The sequence below is a fragment of the Acinetobacter sp. GW821-FHT09D10 genome (assembly GCF_059416285.1).
Window position 1 is genome coordinate 1,318,250 of sequence record NZ_JBWKOW010000001.1, and the last position, 14,715, is coordinate 1,332,964.

17 protein-coding genes are annotated in these 14,715 nt (G+C 38.3%); 7 read left to right on the forward strand and 10 right to left on the reverse strand.

Annotated elements, in window-relative coordinates; all coding sequences use genetic code 11:
* Positions 1-11 precede the first annotated feature (11 nt).
* Together AC07M3_RS06190 and AC07M3_RS06195 are read right to left on the reverse strand one after the other, a co-directional pair.
* Positions 12-311 carry a recombinase-like helix-turn-helix domain-containing protein gene (locus tag AC07M3_RS06190; protein WP_092707629.1) on the reverse strand — a complete coding sequence of 100 codons (300 nt, stop codon included), beginning with the start codon at positions 309-311 and terminating at the stop codon, positions 12-14.
* 27 nt (positions 312-338) lie between these two features.
* Entirely contained in the window at positions 339-644 is a 306-nt protein-coding gene (locus AC07M3_RS06195) for a non-heme iron oxygenase ferredoxin subunit (RefSeq protein ID WP_003653126.1), read from the reverse strand.
* Between the two features lie 273 nt (positions 645-917).
* Between AC07M3_RS06195 and AC07M3_RS06200 the strand changes: the two genes are divergently transcribed.
* Positions 918-1,730, forward strand: a complete 813-nt coding sequence (locus tag AC07M3_RS06200) for an IclR family transcriptional regulator (RefSeq protein WP_199990249.1) — start codon at positions 918-920, stop codon at positions 1,728-1,730.
* A 45-nt stretch (positions 1,731-1,775) separates the two neighbouring features.
* Here AC07M3_RS06200 and AC07M3_RS06205 read toward each other — a convergent pair whose 3' ends face one another.
* Entirely contained in the window at positions 1,776-2,075 is a 300-nt protein-coding gene (locus AC07M3_RS06205) for a hypothetical protein (protein WP_494566846.1), read from the reverse strand.
* A 14-nt stretch (positions 2,076-2,089) separates the two neighbouring features.
* Positions 2,090-2,671 carry a nicotinamide riboside transporter PnuC gene (gene pnuC, locus AC07M3_RS06210; protein WP_494566847.1) on the reverse strand — a complete coding sequence of 194 codons (582 nt, stop codon included), beginning with the start codon at positions 2,669-2,671 and terminating at the stop codon, positions 2,090-2,092.
* Between the two features lie 399 nt (positions 2,672-3,070).
* Between pnuC and AC07M3_RS06215 the strand changes: the two genes are divergently transcribed.
* The 4 genes from AC07M3_RS06215 (at position 3,071) to AC07M3_RS06230 (ending at position 6,503) form a co-directional block, all read left to right on the forward strand.
* Entirely contained in the window at positions 3,071-4,015 is a 945-nt protein-coding gene (locus AC07M3_RS06215; RefSeq protein WP_494566848.1) for a DMT family transporter, read from the forward strand.
* A 196-nt stretch (positions 4,016-4,211) separates the two neighbouring features.
* Positions 4,212-5,000: a crotonase/enoyl-CoA hydratase family protein gene (locus AC07M3_RS06220; RefSeq protein WP_494566849.1), complete on the forward strand. Its 789-nt coding sequence runs from the start codon at positions 4,212-4,214 to the stop codon at positions 4,998-5,000.
* A gap of 35 nt (positions 5,001-5,035) precedes the next feature.
* A complete protein-coding gene (locus AC07M3_RS06225; RefSeq protein ID WP_494566850.1) occupies positions 5,036-5,920 on the forward strand; it encodes an alpha/beta hydrolase family protein in 885 nt (294 codons plus the stop codon).
* Positions 5,921-5,942: 22 nt separating this feature from the next.
* Positions 5,943-6,503: a TetR/AcrR family transcriptional regulator gene (locus AC07M3_RS06230; RefSeq protein WP_494566851.1), complete on the forward strand. Its 561-nt coding sequence runs from the start codon at positions 5,943-5,945 to the stop codon at positions 6,501-6,503.
* A gap of 44 nt (positions 6,504-6,547) precedes the next feature.
* Here the strand turns inward: AC07M3_RS06230 and pgaD are convergent, their stop codons facing one another.
* The 5 genes from pgaD to AC07M3_RS06255 form a co-directional block, all read right to left on the reverse strand.
* On the reverse strand, positions 6,548-6,967 hold the full coding sequence (gene pgaD, locus AC07M3_RS06235) for a poly-beta-1,6-N-acetyl-D-glucosamine biosynthesis protein PgaD (RefSeq protein WP_199990255.1): 420 nt from the start codon (positions 6,965-6,967) through the stop codon (positions 6,548-6,550).
* A gap of 88 nt (positions 6,968-7,055) precedes the next feature.
* Complete coding sequence (gene pgaC / locus AC07M3_RS06240) at positions 7,056-8,312, reverse strand: poly-beta-1,6-N-acetyl-D-glucosamine synthase (RefSeq protein ID WP_494566852.1); 1,257 nt, start codon at positions 8,310-8,312, stop codon at positions 7,056-7,058.
* A 13-nt stretch (positions 8,313-8,325) separates the two neighbouring features.
* Positions 8,326-10,320 carry a poly-beta-1,6-N-acetyl-D-glucosamine N-deacetylase PgaB gene (gene pgaB, locus AC07M3_RS06245; protein ID WP_494566853.1) on the reverse strand — a complete coding sequence of 665 codons (1,995 nt, stop codon included), beginning with the start codon at positions 10,318-10,320 and terminating at the stop codon, positions 8,326-8,328.
* A 244-nt stretch (positions 10,321-10,564) separates the two neighbouring features.
* Positions 10,565-10,903, reverse strand: coding sequence for an FKBP-type peptidyl-prolyl cis-trans isomerase (locus AC07M3_RS06250; protein WP_002117532.1), 339 nt, complete (start codon positions 10,901-10,903; stop codon positions 10,565-10,567).
* A gap of 86 nt (positions 10,904-10,989) precedes the next feature.
* Positions 10,990-11,520, reverse strand: a complete 531-nt coding sequence (locus tag AC07M3_RS06255) for a YaeQ family protein (protein ID WP_494566854.1) — start codon at positions 11,518-11,520, stop codon at positions 10,990-10,992.
* 187 nt (positions 11,521-11,707) lie between these two features.
* Here AC07M3_RS06255 and dctA point away from each other — a divergent pair, with 187 nt between their 5' ends.
* Positions 11,708-12,970 (forward strand): C4-dicarboxylate transporter DctA, encoded by a 1,263-nt coding sequence (gene dctA, locus AC07M3_RS06260; protein WP_494566855.1) that lies wholly within the window; start codon positions 11,708-11,710, stop codon positions 12,968-12,970.
* A 43-nt stretch (positions 12,971-13,013) separates the two neighbouring features.
* On the opposite strand, the gene AC07M3_RS06265 is transcribed toward dctA, so the two are convergent.
* Positions 13,014-14,012, reverse strand: a complete 999-nt coding sequence (locus AC07M3_RS06265) for a CobW family GTP-binding protein (RefSeq protein ID WP_494566856.1) — start codon at positions 14,010-14,012, stop codon at positions 13,014-13,016.
* A gap of 495 nt (positions 14,013-14,507) precedes the next feature.
* Here AC07M3_RS06265 and AC07M3_RS06270 point away from each other — a divergent pair, with 495 nt between their 5' ends.
* Entirely contained in the window at positions 14,508-14,708 is a 201-nt protein-coding gene (locus AC07M3_RS06270) for a hypothetical protein (RefSeq protein ID WP_494566857.1), read from the forward strand.
* Positions 14,709-14,715 lie beyond the last annotated feature (7 nt).

Sequence of the window (14,715 nt, forward strand, 5' to 3'; positions counted from 1 at the left end):
TCTTCCTTGAATTAATAACCTAAACGTTGCATTTCTTCTGTAAAGCTCGCAGAAGTCCATTCATCACCAGATTCACAGCGGAAACCCTGCTGATTAAGTGCAGAAACAACGTCATCTAATGCTGTTGCGCCCGCAGAAAATGCCTGAATCAAGTTCTTTACAAAGTCTTGTTCGTAGACGGTTGGTTCTTTATAACGTGTTTGCCAAACCAACAATTCAGATTGACCAGGAATTTGAATATTGTTGATACCTGCTTCGGTTGCCGGCGTTGCATGAATCCAGCTTGCCAACTTTTCATTAAATGTCTTCATTGTTCTGCTTCCTTGTACATGAGAGGACTAGAGTTGAATTTGAATATCTTGTCCTTCAACACGAACTGGGTACGTACATAGGTTTCTACACCCGGGTCCACTTTTTAGCTCACCTGTCTGAATGTCAAAAATTGCTTCGTGCAATGGACATTCAACAGTTTGATCTTCGATAAATCCTTCGGTTAATAAGGCATATGCATGAGGGCAAACATTTTCAATCGCAAAGTAATTTTCATCGACGAAAAATACGCCAATTTTCTTCCCTTCAATTTCGATGGCTTTCGGCTCATCTTCGCTAACGTCACCCTGCTGACAAATTGAGATCCAACTCATACCTTGCGTCCTCATTTTGTTTTATATACAAAACATAATTTGATTTTCAAAACATAGGCTAAGCATAATACCCTTGATCATTTTTTGTCAAAGTAAAAATAAATAGATAATTCATTGGTTTAATAAATTTTAAATATTTTGTTACGTTTCAACCAGGAAACAAAGTTTTAAATATAAAAATTGTTTTATGCATTTTTAACAATTACAATAGTTCTAAAATAAAGCAGCATGCCCCAAATTGAACCTTGTTTTATTTATAGGAAAATGACACGAATGAGCCTAACAATTGAAGAAGATTCGCAAGAATCAGAAACAACAAAAAATGATGATCGATATTTAGTACCCGGCCTTGTTCGGGGTTTAGCCATCTTGCAAGCATTTAACCAACAAGCACAAGAAATGACGATTACAGAAATCGCTGAAATTTTAGAAGTGAATCGTTCTAGTGCATTTCGTCTAATCTATACACTCGAATCTTGTGGCTATTTAAGAAAGGCTTCTCAAAAAACTTATGCACTTGATTCAAAAATAATGGAATTAGGTTTTAACAGTTTATCTAAACTTTCATTGCTCGATTTATCGACGCCTTTAATGAAAGAACTACGGGACCAAACCAAACTTGCTGTGCATCTTTCTATTTTAGAAGGTACGCACATTGTCTTTGTAAATAATATTCAGTCGATGGGAACCTTCACGAGCAACATTAGCTTAGGCACACGTTGGCCAGCACACGCAACCGTGATTGGTCAAATGCTATTGTCTGATTTACCTGAAACTGAAGTACGTCAGCGTTACCGTAACTTTGATGATTGGGATAGTTTTTCTGAACTGACTCCAACCAATTTAAAAACCTTATTACAAAGATTAGTTTATGTAAAAACACAAAAAACGATGGTGAGCTGGGGTCACTATAATCATGATATGGCAGCCTGCGCGGCACCTATCTTTAAACAGTCAAATGGCAAAATGGTGGCGGTTATCTCTGTGAGTTGCCCAATTACAACCTATGATGAAAGAACGTTTAAAGAAGATATCGCAAGCCTAGTCGTTGAAACAGCAAACAAAATTTCAAAATTTATTTATTAAAAAAAGCGACCTTAAGTCGCTTTTTTTTGTATTTCATTTCGTAAATTAAAAATTACGCTTAAATACGTTCCCATTCATATCTTGAAAAATAACTGTCGAATGGTTTTCTTTAATATCAAACTTTAAATACTGCTGTTTAAATTGTACAACGGCATAAAACTCTTCAGCGCCATCATCTAACCCTGTAGCAGAAACCCGAGTTCCTTGTGGAAAATCCTTGAGCCATTCAGCATTATAAAAATCTGAGACTGAATTAAATTCACAATATTTTTCTGGCTCTGCCATTATTTTTTCGGCAATTTGATCAAACTGTTGCTGTTTATAACCATCTAAGCTCAACAACATGACCATTCTCCAAACTAAATCGGCTCAGAAGATAAATTCTGTTTCTTTTTAACCTTTTCCCATTGATACCAGCCATAAGCTGCCATGAGAACAAAGGCTGCATACAAAGCGGCTGTTAAAAATAAATCTTTATAGATAAACATGCCTACATAAATAATATCAACGAACACCCAAAGTACCCATGTGGCAATATGCTTACGACTGGTCCAGTACGTTGCCAGTAAACTAAATGCTGCTAACTGCGAATCGAGCATTGGCACCGCTGCATCGGTAAAGTTTTTAAGAACTAATCCAAAAATTAATCCCCCTACCGCCGCAATAATCATTTGAAAAATTGCTTTTTGAACTGCAATCGGTTCAATACGAATGTCGTGATCTTGCTGCTTTCCCTTGAACCAGTAGTAAAAACCATAAAAATTTACGACCATGAAAAAGAACTGCAAAATCGTTTCACCATAAAGCTTAAATTCATAGAACAAATAAGCATATAAAACAAAGGCAAAGAAATTAAACAGCCAACACCACATATTACGAATTACAGTTAATCCAACTCCAATTAGGCTAATCAAGACTGCAAAAATTTCTAAAGATGACATAAGAACAGCTTCTTATTAAGATCAATTCGACGGGGTATTATGAGAAAAATATCAGGTTAAGCAAACTGCTAATTTGAAATCAAAAAATCAGTGGTTCATGCTTGAATATAATTTGTACTTTTCTATTTCTGTGTTATAAAAATATCATCTATATTTTAATATACTTATCATGTTTTTATCTAAAGCCCATCTATGTCTGGTTCATCAATTCTATGCCTTAGAGGTCAATGTCTCTATGGCCGATTGGCGACGTCCTTATTTTGGACAATTTGGCGCTTCGGATGAGAAAATCAAGATATTCCATTTGTAATATACCCCCTGATTTTCATAACAAGCCGCCATAAACGCGGCTTTTTTTATGCCCTTTTAAAACACAAAATAAACTTTTTGGAGCTTTCTATGAAGCCGTTATTTGAACAACAGAGTATTTCTACCCCGCAGATTCAGCCGGCTGTAGCATTATCTTCACCTTCTACTCGCCTCACTACAGCCGGCCAATTTATTGCTGTCGTCATTATTTGGTCACTTACTCCACTCGCGGCCGTGTGGACAGTACAAGAAATTCACTGGGCATGGGGATTATTTATTCGATTCAGTTTGGCAATTCCTATTGCTTTGCTCTGTCTACGATTTTTTCGTTTAAAACTTATCTTTAGTAAAAAAGCTGTTTTAAGTTATTGTGCCGGAGCCATTGGTTTATTTGGTTCTATGGCCTTTTGCTACATGGGTGCAGATAAAGTCCCCTCTGCCATTATTTCAATTATTTACGGCACTTCTCCGTTAGTGTCCGGACTTATCAGCTCTTTTTTATTAGGGCGTGAACGTTTTTCAGCATGGCAGTGGCTTGGGCTCGGTATCGCGCTTGTCGGGATGAGCTTTACATTAGGTCTATCTTCATCAGGTTTTCAGCTCAACCGCATCGGTATCATGTTAGAGCTGATTGCGATGCTGTTTTATGTATTGTCGACTTTTGCCGTAAAATCTGTTGGTGCGCATATTCCGCCAATTACACAAATGACAGGTGCTACTCTTGTTTCATGGGTCGGTTATATATGCCTGCTGCCTTTCTTTTGGTCACATCTTCCAACTGAATTCCCAAGCCTTAAAATTTCAATAGCGGTGCTCTACAGTGCAGTCTTTTCATCTGTGCTTGCCATGATTTTCTATTATCAACTCATTAAAGTCTTACAACCGACCACTGTGTTGCTCATTACCATTATTACTCCAGTTTTAGCTACATTTTGGGGGACATGGTTCAACCATGAACAGCTCAGCTCACATCTTATTTTAGGTTTAACCCTGTTATGCCTAGGGCTATTGATGTATTCACGTCGTCCAACATAATATTTTATAACCTGATTGAGGCCACTCATCAGGTTATCCTGCACCCTCATATTTATATTGATCTTAAGAATAAAAGTTTAGTTTTATTTTAATTCTCCCTTCTATTTTTGTTTACGAAGTAGTCTATAAATTGTATTTGACACTTTTTAAACGGTCGTTTAAAAACTTATTAAAGACAAATAAAGGACATCACGACATGTCAAATCAAGAAGGAAAAGTAAGCCGTGAAACTCGCGGACATATTTTTTTAATTGGTCTAGATCGGGCAGCAAAACGTAATGCCTTTGATAGCCACCTCATTAAAGATTTATCATTAGCACTCACCGAATATGAAAATAATGATGAGCTGCGCTGTGCAGTAATATTTGCTCATGGCGACCATTTTACGGCTGGTTTAGATCTCGTAGAGTTACAACCTAAGCTTGCTACAGGTGTTTTTGATTTTAGTGATGAAGAAGTAAACCCTTGGGGCACTGTGGGTCGAAAACTGAGTAAACCTTTAATTGTTGCGGTACAAGGCTATTGTTATACCGCTGGTATTGAACTCTTTCTGAACGCAGACATTGCTTTAGCAAGTGAAAATACGCAATTTGCCCAAATGGAAGTCCAACGCGGCATCTTACCTTTTGGTGGGGCAACAGCACGTTTTACTCAAGCCGCGGGTTGGGCCAAAGCCATGCGCTATTTACTCACAGGTGACCCTTTTGATGCAAAAGCCGCCTTTGATATGAACCTGATTACAGAAATTTGCCCTGAAGGTACGGAGCTCAACCGTGCAATAGAAATCGCTGAACATATCGCTCAAGCGGCTCCTCTAGCGGTGAAAGCCACCCTTGCCTCTGCACGTGAAGCCATCAATGAAGGTTATCAAGTTGCATTTAGCCAGTTACAGAGCCATCTCCATCCGCTACTAAAAACTGAAGATGTACAAGAAGGAGTTTTTGCCATGTTGCAAAAAAGACCTCCAGTTTTTAAAGGTAAATAAGGCTTAATGAAGCAAGAAAAATAAAGAGAAAAGCAATGCAATTAGCAACTCAAACGAACGAACAGCTTAGCCAAAATGTACAATTTTCAGCTTTAGATGGCTATCAACTCAAGGGCACTCGCTACTTTACGACGACAGCAGCTAAAGCCAATATTGTCGTTGCTGGAGCTACTGGTGTACCACATGAATTTTACCGTCGCTTTGCTGAATATATGACGCAATATGGTTATCAAGTATTCACGTTTGACTATCGAGGTGTGGGGAAATCAAGTCCAAAATCTTTAAAAGGATTCGATATGTCTTATTTAGACTGGGGACAATATGACTTAGCAGGTGCCATTCAATATTTATCACAAGAACCCGTACCTCTTTTAATGGTGGGTCACTCTTACGGCGGTCACGCATTAGGGCTATTACCTAATCATGATAAATTATTGGCCTGCTACACGTTTGGCACTGGGGCTGGCTGGCACGGCTATATGCCGCTTAAAGAACGTTTTAAAGTTCAAGTGGTCTGGAATATTGTGTTTCCACCTATCGTTGCTGTGACAGGTTATTTGCCTTGGAGCAAATTTAATATGGGTTCTGACTTACCTCTCAATGTTTATAAACAATGGCGAAAGTGGTGTAAAAATCCTAAGTATTTTTTTGCTGACCCAGAACAGCAACATTTAATTGAACAATATGCTTCTGTCAAAACACCAATTTATGCAGTATCGGCACTTGATGATGACTGGGCTTTGCCAGCTTCTTGCCGTGCATTTATGCAACATTATCGACAAGCCCCTGTCACCTACATTAGCCCTCAACCTCAAGATGTTTCTATGAAAACAATTGGGCACATGGGCTACTTTAAAAAAGGTGCTGAACAGATCTGGAGTAAAATCTGCACTACTTTTGATGATTTGCTACAAGCCTGATTTATGTTTTGGATAATTTAAGATGAGACCGCAAAAACTTGCGAAAGAAGAATTGCTCAAGCACTGTGCTTTGCAGTTTAAAACCTATGGTTACGCAGGCACCAGTATGGACATGCTGGCAAAGGCTTGTGGTCTAACCAAAGCCTCTTTTTATTACTATTATCCAAACAAAGAAGCACTATTGCTTGAGGTGTTGAATGGCACTCATCAGTATTTAATTCATTCTTTATTTGAAAGCACAGCAAATTCCGACTTCTCTGCGATTGAACGTTTTGAGAAAATGCATGAACGTGCTGTTCGGTTTTTTACCCAAGGTGTGAACGGCTGTCTGATAGGTGTGATTTCTATGGAAGCAGCATATGGTTCACCTAAAATTTTAGCCAAAATACGCAGCATTTTTCAGGACTGGCAACTTGCAATTCAGTCTATTTTTGCAAAGTGCATTGCTCAAGATCAAGCAGAGATTTTAGCAAAACAAAGTATTGCTGATTATGAAGGTGCGATCTTGATGTACCGTGTCACCCATGATGAGTTTTATATCAATCAAGTCAAACAACGTATTCTTGGATTTATCAATTCATAAAAAATAAAGCCCACTTCAAGTGGGCTTTATTTGATTAATAAGTCTTATTCAACTTTAACGATTTTACCTAGTTCATCGTGGTGAACGACTGTAATTTTTTGGCTACGTCCCTGCTCAATTTCATGTTCAGGTAAATCAAAATAGCGTGCATAATCATCAGTCTGTTTCATTTTAAGCGCACTACCACCGACACGACGCTCCGGTAGCACATGGCTCCACAACAATAAACAAATTGCGCAAGCAATTAATGCTGTAAGGCCATGTTCAATTCCTACACCAAAGGCACTAAATAAACGGTGTACCAAATGAGTTTTTTGTAGTTCAACCAATAGCCATACAAACACGAACGGACGCCACAACAACAACCAGACCGCCCACATCATGGCTGTGCTTGTTGTAGAAGCATAGCGTTTATGCCATGGTAATTGACGGCGTAAATCAATAATCAACGAATCTGTCTTCATTTCTCTCTTTACCTAACGGAGTGCTGTGGTTTTTCCCCAGACATCAATACAGCACGATCTTTAAAATTTCATGACTTTTGCATTTCATCTAGCGAATGCCCCGATCCGGGCTCACCCAACGTGCTCGTTTCTCATCTCCACGTCGTAAGACTCTTGGAAATGCCACAATGGTTGCTGAAATCGTAATTAACCAAAAGACTAATGGGTACCAAATCATCCAGAAATAATTTTTTCCTAGGTTTGGTTCATAACGACTATCCATCCATTTGCTTAAAGCAAACTGAATTAGACAGGTTGCCCCCAATAAAATACCGCTACCATACGGTAAAAATGGAGAGCTCACAACGGCTAGTGCTGGTACTGGTAAAATAAAATGGGCCAACCATAATATAGCCATCGCTAGCATTAAATATGACCAGACTAATGTTAAGCAAAGCTCAAACATTAAAGGCCATAAAAAATTCAATTTTGGCTTGGTGAATACATCAATATTTTTAATTAATACTTGTGCGCCACCCATTGCCCAACGTAAACGTTGTTTCCATAACCCATTTAAGGTTTCAGGCATTAAAATCCAGACCAAAGCATTCGGTTCAAACTCAATATCCCAACCTGCGCGTTGTAACTTCCAAGTAATATCGATATCTTCAGTCAACATATTTGGTGACCAATAGTCGACTTGGTGAACGGCGCTTTTACGAAAAGCCGTAATTACACCTGATACAGTAAACAAGCGACCAAAGGTACGTTGTGCACGTTTAATCATGCCGACAATCGAAGAAAACTCACCGACCTGAATACGCCCTAATAAAGTTGAGCGAGTGCGGATACGCGGGTTTCCAGTCACCGCAGCAACAGTCGGATTTTCAAGAAAATGACGAATCATCCACTTTGCTGCATGTGGATCAAGTAAAGCATCACCATCAATACCAATTAAAAACTCGGCATCGGTCATTAAGCTTCCGGCTTGCAATCCCATGGCTTTACCTTGGTTTTGAGCCAAATGAACAACTCGAAGTTTTTCATGTTGTTCAGCTAAACGGTCGAGTACTTCGCCTGTATTATCTGAGCTACCATCATTAATCGCGATGACTTCAAAGTGAGGATAGTCCAGTTTTAAAGCATGGCTAATAGTTTCTTCTGCATTATCCCCTTCATTAAAACAAGGAACTAATACAGCAACTTTTGGATAACTTTCTAATGGAGCTGGTTGATCGTAAGGCGGAGCCTGACGTTCTCTCCAATAGAAAATGATCGCACCCATCATCCATAAATACGACATGAATAATGGATAATAAAAAACGAATTTTAAGGCATGCGACCATATTGCAGCAAAGATTGTCATGTTTCAGCCCCGACTACGGCACAAGACGAGATGATTTTTCAGCAAATGCTTTATGCATTACGTCAACATCCGGATGATCTTTAATTGGGTCATCAGGGTAATATCCAACATGCATTACACCTTGCTGATAAAGAGAATGAATTGTTGCTGCCATTTCAGTTGAAGGTACCTTTTCGTTTTTACGCCAGTCGGTTGCCTGTAATTCAAAAACAGTTTTCTTGATGCCATTCGGGTATTGTTTTACCCGATCAACCATATCTTTATAGAATTGATCAGCATTATCGACCTGTTCCATATAAGGCATTGCCATAATAGCTGTAAAATCATAACGCTTTAATGACTCTTCAAGAGATTGAGAGTACCAATTTTCCGCATATGGTTTTAAAGCAACTTGAGCATATAAATTGCGTGCAGTCACCAAGAACGGTTCATATTGTCGCACGTCATCAACGAGCTGCATTGCAAAATCATCTAGATATTTTGTCTTATATGCAGTCCATTTCTGTAAGTCTTGATCGTTTTCACGGATTTTTGCTAAATCTGTTGGCAAACCTTGTTTCGCATAGGCTTTTAAAGCATCAGGGCTTGCATCTTCATAATCAGATAATGTCACGTCATCATGGAACAAGAGGCCATTAAATGGCGTTGATTTTGCCAAATCCTGATAAATTTCACGAATCGTTTGACGTGCATCGGCTGAGAATGGACTTAAACGGATATACCCCATGTTAAGGTGTTCACCTGCTTTTTCCTGCTGAGTCACCACCAAGTCCTTAGAAACAGGATCAGTTTTTGGTAGTTCCCACGCCAATAAAGGCATCCATGCGTAAATACGGCTTACAGATGTGCGCGTTTGAATTTGCCATGCAACACGGTTAAACAAGTCTGCACGCATTGGAATATGACGGTTTGGGAAATAAACCATATCAGCAGAACCATTCGCATCTGGATCTGAAAATGCCTGTAAATAAACTGTATTTACACCCATGCCATTAATTCGATCTAACAAGTGCCCTAAATTACGCTCTTGTTGTTTCGGGTCTGGATCATAAATATAGTCCAGATCAATATGCATGATTTTTTGCGGACGATTATTATCCGTTAAATTTAATTCACGGTTTTTAATTTCTTGAGCCAAATCATCAGTTGTCATTCCGCCTTCTACCAAAATACGGCTCATATTTTGTAGAGATTGTTTTGCATGGTCTGCCCCATCATCAAGCGTAATGGTCACTGGCATGCCAAGTTTATTTGCAATTTGAACAGTCTGCATATTATAGCGACCATATGGCCACACCATAATACGTGGTGAACGTAAGCCATGCGCTTTTAATAAGTCATTATTCTTTTTCAGGTCGTTATAGATTCGTGCCTGATATTGTGCATCGTTCTCATATGTTTGTGTTTTAACATCATAAAAACGTGTGGTCGCAGCAGGTTCAGAGTTGCCTTGCGGGTTTCCTGTAATACCACGATGCAAATGATAGCTATGATTCGCGATTTCGACTAAACCGCTGTCTTGCATCTCTTTAAGCTCATTCCAGCTCAAGATCTTATCGCGAGAGATTTCCTCGCCAGAGAAGTCAACTTTTTGGCCAGCTTTTGGCTCTAACCATGAACCGACTACAGCCAAAACAACCGGAATCTTTTTTGCTTTAATAACAGGATATGCATTTTGATAAAAAGACTGATAACCATCATCTACGGTCAATAATACTGGCTTAGTCGGCAGTTGATATTTACCTTGATGCGCACGAATTAATTGATCAACGGTAATAAAATGGAAACCATTCTTTTGCAACCATTCAACGTGCTGTGTAAATTGTTGAGTAGTGACCGCATACTCAGGAATCATTGCATTTTTTGTATCAGTAATTTCATGATAGCCAATGACCGTAAGTGTTGAAGCATCAATTTTTTGTGGTTTAGCCAATGCCATACCAGACATGCCAGTAAGGGCCAATCCAAGCGTAAGATTCAACAAAGGAGATGCAAAGCGGATAATCATGAAATAGCGTCTCAATAACAATATAGATTATTTATGTGAAAGTTGATGTTAAGACACAAACTTTCTGAGATTTGGTCTTAATATCATCCTGCCCACAAATGAACAGTTTTTCAGTCAGCATTTATAATCAAATAATCTGAAAATAAGCTTAAATATTCAAAAAGCTAAAATATAAATTATGAATGTATTTATATTTAAAGCTCATATAAACAAGAAAGCCCCCTAAAGGGCTTTAAGTTTTTCACTAGTCACGAGTTTTGACATCAAATAATTCTATTTCAAAAATTAAATTAGAATTAGCTGGAATAATCTTACCCATTTTACGCTCACCGTAAGCTAAATGAGCAGGCACGATTAATTTACGTTTACCACCAACTTTCATTCCCATAATGCCTTGGTCCCAGCCTTTAATGACACGACCTGTTCCAATCACGCATTCAAAATAATTACCGCGGTCAATTGAAGAGTCGAATTTAGTACCGTCTTCTAACCAACCTGTATAGTGAGTCGTAATCAAAGCGCCTTTAACCGCTTCTTTACCTTCACCTACTTTTAAATCGATAATTTCTAATTCATTTGACATGGTTTACCCTTTAAACAGAATCTTTAAATAGCAACTGGTGCTTAGTGTACCAATTGAATCTGTAGAATTTGTTGCGCTTTTCTATTTTACTGTAACTGTGTCCACACCACATTTGCCTGACCCTTTTCACCTAAAAGAGTCCACTCTGTATCCATCACATTTAACTGTAGCTGCATGGTACGTTCACAGAGTTGTTCTAGCTCAGCTGTGCTTGCAGGTGCGATTTGCCAAACCTGAACGTTACTTAACGTTTTAATTTTGCTATTTCTCTTCCACCACTCTTCGACTTGTGTGCCATACACAACAATCGCAACTGTTTTACAACGTGCACTCGCTTTTTTAACTTTATCTTCCGAAGGTAAGCCCACTTCAATCCATGTTTCTAACTGACCCGTTAAATCTTTTTGCCATAACGCTGGTTCATCAGTTTCAAAAAGGTCTTTGGTAAACTCAAGCTCATCACTTGCAAAACGGGCAAAGGCCATCAAACGAACCATTAACCGTTCTAAAGTTTCAGAAGGATGTAAGGCAAGCGTCAGCTGGTAATCACCATAAATATGGTCATCCATATTGGCAATATTCAAGTCTGCCTTATAAATTGTTGCTTTAAGCGCCATGATTAATATGTTCCAAAATTTGGCGCTAAGGATACTCGATTTTAGCTAAAAATTATAAAAAAACTGAGTAATGCAAAACATCCAGATGGCGAAATTTGCATATTCTTCCAAAACGCTCCACTTATTTTAGAGTTGGCTGGCTTTTTGCTTAGAAGAGATATTCTCCTCTTTCTAAAATTGATGACTTATGTGGCAAAAGCTCAAGCGTAGTTTATTTTTACAGGTTCTTTGTGCTCTCTTTCTTGGTGTTGCAGTTGGAGCTGGTTTTCATGATTTCTCCCTATCTTTAAAGCCATTGGGTGATGGTTTTATTTCTTTAATTAAGATGCTGATTGCACCAATTGTGTTCTGCGTGGTTGTGCTCGGTATTTATGGTGCAAATGACATCAAAAAAATGGGCAAAGTCGGTGCAAAAACCATTCTGTATTTTGAAGTGGTCACCAGTATTGCTTTAGTTTTAGGCATTGTGGTTGCCTATGTATTCAAGCCAGGCGTTGGCATGAACATCGATATTACTCATTTGGATGCAAAAGATTTAAGTACCTATACCGAACGTGCACATGAAATGCACACAGGTTCGGAATTTCTGCTCAATATTATTCCAAAAACCTTCACGGCTGCTTTTGCAAACGGCGATATTTTACAAGTTTTATTAATCGCTATTTTATTTGGTGTAGCACTACTTTTAATTCCTAAACATTTGGCAGAGCTGGTACGTCAGGCTTTGGAAGCTTTTTCTGAAGTCTTCTTTAAAATTATGGGACTGATTATTCGTTTAGCTCCAATTGGTGTTTTTGGTTCAGTGGCATATACCACTGCTAAATTTGGTTTAGATTCACTTCTACAATTGGGTTATTTAGTTTTACTGTTTTATGCAACCTGCATTTTATTTGTCGTTATTGTTTTAGGTTCAATTTTAAAACTCACAGGCCTCAATATCTTCAAATTTGTGGCTTATTTTAAAGATGATTTAGCCATTGTTTTGGGTACGGCATCTTCTGACTCTGTTCTTCCCCAAATTATGAAAAAACTCAGAAATCTGGGAATTAAAGATTCAACTGTAGGACTGGTTATCCCAACTGGTTATTCTTTTAACCTAGATGGATTTTCAATTTACTTAACTTTAGCTGTTATTTTTATTGCACAAGCCTGCAATATTGATTTATCTACGCATGACTTGCTGGCTATCTTGCTGGTTTCACTCATTACCTCTAAAGGTGCACACGGGATTCCCGGCTCAGCTTTAGTTATTCTTGCAGCCACGCTTTCAGTGATTCCAAGCCTCCCTGCGATTGGCCTAGTACTTCTACTTTCAGTCGACTGGTTCATTGGCATTATTCGTGCCTGCACCAACTTAATCGGTAACTGTGTTGCTGCTGTAGTGATTGCCCATTGGGAAAAAGATATTGACCATGCTCAAGCTAAAGCCGTGCTAAATACCAAACCTTAAATCCGTTTTAGAGAACATTGAATCATCTTTGGTTTAGTGTTCTCTAGTCTTCAATTCGGCAATTCAACAAATCAGTTTCAAATGCCAACCAATCATGTTCTTGTTGGCTAATCATTTCAATCCGGTTATCAATTCCCTCTTCGCCAGACTTATAATTAAATTGCTGAGGATTAAAGTTAAAGGTTTTCCAACCTTGATCCGTATTAAAAATTCCCTTAATTCGCAGCCAGTCTTTTTGTGCACATAACACATCGAGCAAAGCATAAAACTCAAATTTCCAGCGTTTAGGCAATTTCCAACCCGCGACAATATAACCTTGTGCTGACTCGACATAATGATAAGGTAACTGCTGAATTTCTTTTACGACCTCAGTTTCAGTCATTTGTTTTTGAAGTTTAAGTAAAGGTTGAATAGAGCGCTCGGTTAAACGAGCGGCCACATCAATTTTATTTAACGCTAACTGACCATGTTCAGTTTTAATCCACTCTTGTTGATAAGGCTGATACTCTTCTTTTAATAACTCAAGTGCCTGATCATCTTCAAAAGTCATCACATCTGTATGTGACACCACCACAATTTGGGCAGCTTTTAACTGATCTTCATAAAGGTTTTGCTTTACCCAGTTTGTATCATGCAAACGGCTACCATCTACAACAGTAATTAATGCTCGCATGGCTAAACTACTTTGCCAATGCGGTTCAGTCAGTTGGTCAAATAACTGTGAAGGATGCCCAAGTCCAGTCGGCTCAATAAAGAGTCTATTTGGCTTTTGTTCACTCAATAGACGAGCTAAAGCAATATGCATAGGCAATTGACTGCTACAACATAAGCAACCACCTAATAATTCTTTGACTGCATATCCTTCATCTTGAGGTAAGAGTTGTTGGTCTACTCCAATCTGCCCAAACTCATTCATTAATACAGCCCAGACCTCATCTTTAGGCTTCTGACTTAATAAATGCTGCAATAACGTGGTTTTTCCCGCCCCTAAAAAACCGGAAATAATATGGGTAGGAACAGTTTTTTGGGCAATAAATTTCACAAGTTACTCAAACTAAAACGGTCTAAAACATTTTAGGTATATCACTCTTTTTTGTCATGTAAATGATTTTTAAACTTGGCCGATGATTTTTTAATTTTTACTTAATAAACCTAAAATGAGACTTATATCTCACTTAAAATCTAAATTAACTTTAGATAATCACAATTCAAACGGAATATTCTATTTATACGCATTCACAATTCATGCCAGAGTGTTAGGTTTACGTAACACAATTGGTTTTTTTTCATTCAAGAAGAAATATTTTTACACATTTTAAGGTGTATTTAAGCCAGTTAACTTTACAGATTCCGCACATAAACGGCCCGTATATTTCATATTGTTAAGATAGGCGTAATAGATTGTTAAGTTAATTGATGTAATTCCAACCTCGGCTTAGCATGTGTCCTAGCTTAGTCATTCAGCCATACACGTTTCATGTAGGTATGAACGATTAGGTTTGATTTACTTTTTTAATGAATTTAAGGATGCCATAAAATGAAATTAGCTAAGACTCTACTTGCAACAACTTTAGCTTTAACTGCTGCTTCAACTTTCGCTGCTTCTAAACATGAACAAGCACACAGCACTGCTGGTGAAGAGAAAGTTGTTGTTTCAACTCAAGAACAAGCAAACACAGCAAATGCTGCATCTGATGCTGTAGGTTCTGCTTCTGAAGCTGCTCCTGCAACTCATTAATTCTCTC

Bases quoted from the DNA above. Each gene is read 5' to 3' on its own strand.
- AC07M3_RS06190 (WP_092707629.1), bottom strand. From the start codon at position 311: ATGAAGACATTTAATGAAAAGTTGGCAAGCTGGATTCATGCAACGCCG.
- AC07M3_RS06195 (WP_003653126.1), bottom strand. From the start codon at position 644: ATGAGTTGGATCTCAATTTGTCAGCAGGGTGACGTTAGCGAAGATGAG.
- AC07M3_RS06200 (WP_199990249.1), top strand. From the start codon at position 918: ATGAGCCTAACAATTGAAGAAGATTCGCAAGAATCAGAAACAACAAAA.
- AC07M3_RS06205 (WP_494566846.1), bottom strand. From the start codon at position 2,075: ATGTTGTTGAGCTTAGATGGTTATAAACAGCAACAGTTTGATCAAATT.
- pnuC (WP_494566847.1), bottom strand. From the start codon at position 2,671: ATGTCATCTTTAGAAATTTTTGCAGTCTTGATTAGCCTAATTGGAGTT.
- AC07M3_RS06215 (WP_494566848.1), top strand. From the start codon at position 3,071: ATGAAGCCGTTATTTGAACAACAGAGTATTTCTACCCCGCAGATTCAG.
- AC07M3_RS06220 (WP_494566849.1), top strand. From the start codon at position 4,212: ATGTCAAATCAAGAAGGAAAAGTAAGCCGTGAAACTCGCGGACATATT.
- AC07M3_RS06225 (WP_494566850.1), top strand. From the start codon at position 5,036: ATGCAATTAGCAACTCAAACGAACGAACAGCTTAGCCAAAATGTACAA.
- AC07M3_RS06230 (WP_494566851.1), top strand. From the start codon at position 5,943: ATGAGACCGCAAAAACTTGCGAAAGAAGAATTGCTCAAGCACTGTGCT.
- pgaD (WP_199990255.1), bottom strand. From the start codon at position 6,967: ATGAAGACAGATTCGTTGATTATTGATTTACGCCGTCAATTACCATGG.
- pgaC (WP_494566852.1), bottom strand. From the start codon at position 8,312: ATGACAATCTTTGCTGCAATATGGTCGCATGCCTTAAAATTCGTTTTT.
- pgaB (WP_494566853.1), bottom strand. From the start codon at position 10,320: ATGATTATCCGCTTTGCATCTCCTTTGTTGAATCTTACGCTTGGATTG.
- AC07M3_RS06250 (WP_002117532.1), bottom strand. From the start codon at position 10,903: ATGTCAAATGAATTAGAAATTATCGATTTAAAAGTAGGTGAAGGTAAA.
- AC07M3_RS06255 (WP_494566854.1), bottom strand. From the start codon at position 11,520: ATGGCGCTTAAAGCAACAATTTATAAGGCAGACTTGAATATTGCCAAT.
- dctA (WP_494566855.1), top strand. From the start codon at position 11,708: ATGTGGCAAAAGCTCAAGCGTAGTTTATTTTTACAGGTTCTTTGTGCT.
- AC07M3_RS06270 (WP_494566857.1), top strand. From the start codon at position 14,508: ATGAAATTAGCTAAGACTCTACTTGCAACAACTTTAGCTTTAACTGCT.